Below are 4,330 nucleotides of genomic sequence, written 5' to 3'. Positions count from 1 at the left end.
TAGCGGAAGCCGGGCCTTCGGAAGAGGTTTTGCTTTCTCCCAAGAGCGCGGCGGCGAAAAGACTGCTTAAAGCCGTTTTGCCTTTGTAAAATTTTACGGCGGCTTTAGGGCCGGATTATTAAGGAAAGAATTTATATGTTCGTTTATATTTTAAGAAGACTTTTAATGCTGCCTTTGGTTATGCTGGGCGTTACGTTTTTCCTGTTTTTCCTGACGCAGAGATTATCGCCGGAAATGCGCGCGTCGCTTTACGTACAGGACCCAAGACAAATGGGTTCTTTGGAGGAAGTCATTGAAAAATACGGTCTTAACGACCCTATGCCCGTACAGTATATGCGCTGGCTTAAAGGAGCGGTAAAAGGCGATTTGGGATACAGCGAAAGCGCGAATATGCCCGTAACCGCCGCCATAAAGGCTTATTTGCCGGCTACGGCGCAGCTTGCCGCGGCGGCTATGGTTTTGGTGGTATTTTTCGGGGTGTGGCTCGGCATAATATCGGCCGAATATAAGGACGGCTTTATTGACAATGCCGTAAGATTTTTCGTCTTGGCTGGGTTTTCCCTGCCGATATTCGTTTTGGGCCTTGTTCTGCTTATGGTGTTTTACGGAAAACTGGGGTGGTTCCCGCCGGGGGAATACTCTTTGGCTTCGGATATGATTGTACACGGCCCGGCCTTTAAGGCTTATACGGGGTTTTCCCTTATAGACAGCCTTTTAAACCTTAGATTTTACGTATTTTTTGACGTGTTAAAACATTTGATTCTGCCGGCGGTTACGCTTTGTATCGGCTCTTTTGCGCTTATGGTAAGGGTAATGCGTTCTTCAATGCTGGAAGAGCTCAATAAAGACTATATCCGCAGCGCGCGGGCAAGAGGACTGAGCGAATTTAAAGTTATTTACAAACACGCCGGCTTTAACGCCTTGATACCGGTGGTAACGCTGGCCGGAATACAATTTGTCCGCCTTTTGGGTGGAACGGTAATAGTGGAAACGGTGTTTGACTACCCCGGCATAGGCCGCTGGGGTGTGGAATGCGCGCGTCAGCTGGATATAGCGGGGGTTATGGGCTTTTCGCTGTTGGTGGCCGCGCTTTTCGTATTAGGCAATTTGGCGGCAGACATACTTTATACGGTTATAGACCCGAGGATAAGATTAAAATGACGATTAAAACCGTATTTTTAAAAGCTCTTAAGAACAAAAACGCTTTGGCGGGTTTGGCCTTGGTGTTGTTTTTTGCGCTTATTGCGCTTTTCGCCCCGGTTTTGGCGCCTTCAAGCGGGCGCGACGCTTATCAAATGCCGCAAAGCGGATACGGCGTACAGCCGCAACAGCCGAGTTCGGAACATTATTTCGGCACTACGGAAAATCAGTATGATCTTTATTACGGCATAGTGTGGGGGGCCCGCATGGCTTTTAAAGTGGGGATAACTGTAGTTTTCTTCGCTTTGCTTATAGGTGTGCTTATAGGCGGCGCGGCGGGTTACGCCGGCGGCTGGACGGACGAAATTCTTATGCGCCTTACGGATATAATTTTTGCCGTGCCGAGCATGGTTTTGGCCATGGTCATAGCCGCAATGCTGGGGCGGGATTTAAGCAATATGATGATAGCTTTAACCGTGGTATCCTGGCCTTCTTACGCGCGTTTGGTGCGCGGGGGAGTGCTGAGCGTTAAAGAAAGGGATTTCGTTACGGCCGCACGAGCCTTGGGCGCAAGCAGAGTTAGAATCTTTTTCCGCCATATTATCCCCAACGCCATTTATCCCGTGGTGATTATGGCCAGTTTGGATATCGGCTATATAGTGCTTACCGCCGCCTCTTTAAGCTTTTTGGGGCTCGGCTCGCCCGTCGGTACGGCGGACTGGGGGCAGCTGGTGGCGCTTTCCCGCAACTGGATTTTGGGCGGGCACGGAAATCCCTTTGCTTATTGGTACACCATCGTAATACCCGGCGGCGCGCTTTTGCTGTTTGTTTTGGCTTGGAATTTGCTCGGCGACGCTTTCAGGGACATTTTGGATTCCTCCGCGCGCAAAGCTTAAAACGCCGACGGAAGAAAGGGTAAAACGCGGATATTGAAGTAAAAGCTAAAATATGCTAAATTAAGTCAATGGAGAGAAACGGCGCGGCCGTTTCTTTCTTGTTATATCAAACTTATGGAAGGAACTTATGAAAACCGGCAAAACGATTAAAAGCAAGATAAAAGAAGTTAAAAAAACGGAGAAAAAGGCGGTTTCCGCTTTAAAAACCAAAGCCGCAGCGGTTAAAAAGGCTGAAAAGAAAGCCGTAACCGCCGTAAAGAAAACGGCTAAAACCGCGGTTTCCGCGGCTAAAAAAACCGTAAAAAAAGTAAAAAACAAAGTCGTAAAAATTGAAAAAGCGGTAACGGATTTAAAAAAACAATCAGCCGCAAAAGCCAAAGAGCAAGGTTCGGCTTCGGACAGGCTTACCCCGCAGGAAATCAAAGAGATTGAAAAGCATCTCCTTGAAATGCGCGAAGAAGTGCAAAAAAGAATAAGAACCAAAAAAGAACACGAAATGCCGGAAACTGAAGTCGGCGACGAGGCGGACGTGGCTTCCCAAAGTTTGGATAAAGAGGTGCTTTTTGAATTAAACGGCAACGCCCAAGCCCTTTTGGATCAGATAGAATCCGCCTTAAGGCGCATAAGCAAAGGCATTTACGGCACTTGCGAATATTGCCGCTGCCAAATCCCGAAAAAGAGGATTTTGGCTTTGCCTTTCGCAAGATATTGCATAAGATGCCAAACTTCCAACGAAGGCATAAAAAGATAAAACCGCGCCGTTTTGAAAGAATGGTTTTCATAAAAAGCCCCGGGTGGTAAAGCCCGGGGTTTTCTGCGTATTTAACAGGCGTTTTAGCGGGGCCGGAGCATTGTTCCACGTCATAAAATTCTTTACTTTCGCTTTTAACCGTAATATAATTATTATATATGGCTTATATTTATTTTTCGTCTTTAAAACCCTTATCCGCCGGGATAGAATCTTACCGGGGGAAATATGAAATTTGAAAGGCTTTTGCGCCGTTACCGCATTCTTTTGCCGCAGCAAAAGCTGGTAGTTATATTTTTACTTTATATGCTTGTCGGGCTGGTACTGCTAAGCCTGCCTTTCGCGCAGAAAACGTCCGTAGGATTTATAGATAATTTGTTTACTTCCGCTTCGGCGGCTTCCACCACGGGGCTTGTTACGGTGCCGACCGGGGCCTCTTACACTTTCTTCGGGCAGTTGGTTATTTTGCTTATGATGCAGTTCAGCGCGTTGGGATACATGAGTTTCAGCTCTTTCCTGTTCCTTCAGGGCCATTCCAAACTGCCGCGCGAAACCAAAGAAATCATGAAAGCGGAATTTTCCGTCCCGCAGGATTTTAATTTAAACTTATTTATAAAGTCCATTATCTTTTTTACTTTGTTCGTGGAAGGTTTCGGCACTTTGTTTTTGTTTTTGACTTTTTACTTCAACGGGGGGGGATTTTTTTCCTCTTTATGGAGCGGCCTTTTCCACGCCGTTTCGGCTTTCTGTACGGCCGGGTTTACGCTGTATCCCGATAGTATGTCCGGCTTTTTAAAGGTGCCTTTCGTTACGGAACTTACTTCCATTCTAGCTTTGCTGGGGGCTTTCGGTTTTATACCTATAACCGAAATAGCGGAAAATATGATGGGCCAGCCAAAGAAGATTTCTTATACTTCCCGTTCGATATTCTTTTCCTTTTTGGTTTTGATATCTTTCGGCGGAATAATGCTTATAATCTTTGAACCTTCTTTAAAAAACTATGATTTTTCCACCCGCGTTTACGGCGCGTTTGCCCAAGCCATTAACGCAATGACAACCGCCGGCTATAATAATATAAACTTGGCGGCTTCTTCCGCGCCCGCGCTTTGGGCTCTTATGCTTTTAATGTTTATAGGCGGCGCGCCGGCGGGTACTTCCGGCGGTATCAAAACCACAACCGCGGTAACGCTTTTTGCCGTACTCGTAAGCAGGCTTAAGGGGAGGGACTTCGTCCGTTTCAACGGCAAGGATATCTCGCAGGAAAAGGTTTTTGTGGCGTCTTCCGCACTTATCTTTTATATGATAGTGCTGTATGCCGTCATTTTGCTGCTTACTATAAGCGAAAACGCCCCTTTCCTTGAAATACTTTTTGATTCTTTGGCCGCTTTAAGCACCGCCGGGTTAAGCCTGGGGTTGACTGAACAGATGTCGGCTTTCGGCAAACTGGTGCTTATTTTTGCGATGTTTGTCGGCAGAATAGGCGTAATTACATTCGGTTTGGCTTTCTTTATGCGGGAAAGACAGCCGCGCGAACGCGAAGAAGAAC

4 protein-coding genes are annotated in these 4,330 nt (G+C 46.8%); all 4 read left to right on the top strand.

Annotated features, from left to right (window positions below; genetic code table 11):
• Positions 1–135 precede the first annotated feature (135 nt).
• Positions 136–1,161: an ABC transporter permease gene (locus ACQY26_RS01825; RefSeq protein ID WP_428047372.1), complete on the top strand. Its 1,026-nt coding sequence runs from the start codon at positions 136–138 to the stop codon at positions 1,159–1,161.
• Positions 1,158–2,036 carry an ABC transporter permease gene (locus ACQY26_RS01820; RefSeq protein WP_428047371.1) on the top strand — a complete coding sequence of 293 codons (879 nt, stop codon included), beginning with the start codon at positions 1,158–1,160 and terminating at the stop codon, positions 2,034–2,036. The genes ACQY26_RS01825 and ACQY26_RS01820 overlap by 4 nt, the downstream gene beginning before the upstream one ends.
• 127 nt (positions 2,037–2,163) lie before the next feature.
• Positions 2,164–2,787, top strand: a complete 624-nt coding sequence (locus ACQY26_RS01815; protein WP_428047370.1) for a TraR/DksA family transcriptional regulator — start codon at positions 2,164–2,166, stop codon at positions 2,785–2,787.
• 225 nt (positions 2,788–3,012) lie between these two features.
• Positions 3,013–4,330 (top strand): TrkH family potassium uptake protein (locus ACQY26_RS01810; RefSeq protein WP_428047369.1); only part of this gene is annotated, 1,318 nt, incomplete at its 3' end.

Origin of the sequence: Candidatus Proelusimicrobium excrementi (assembly GCF_937881865.1) — a bacterium.
GTDB classification, from domain to species: Bacteria; Elusimicrobiota; Elusimicrobia; order Elusimicrobiales; family Elusimicrobiaceae; genus Proelusimicrobium; species Proelusimicrobium excrementi.
This window is presented reverse-complemented; position numbering and strand designations above follow the sequence as displayed.

Bases quoted from the DNA above. Each gene is read 5' to 3' on its own strand.
- ACQY26_RS01825 (WP_428047372.1), top strand. From the start codon at position 136: ATGTTCGTTTATATTTTAAGAAGACTTTTAATGCTGCCTTTGGTTATG.
- ACQY26_RS01820 (WP_428047371.1), top strand. From the start codon at position 1,158: ATGACGATTAAAACCGTATTTTTAAAAGCTCTTAAGAACAAAAACGCT.
- ACQY26_RS01815 (WP_428047370.1), top strand. From the start codon at position 2,164: ATGAAAACCGGCAAAACGATTAAAAGCAAGATAAAAGAAGTTAAAAAA.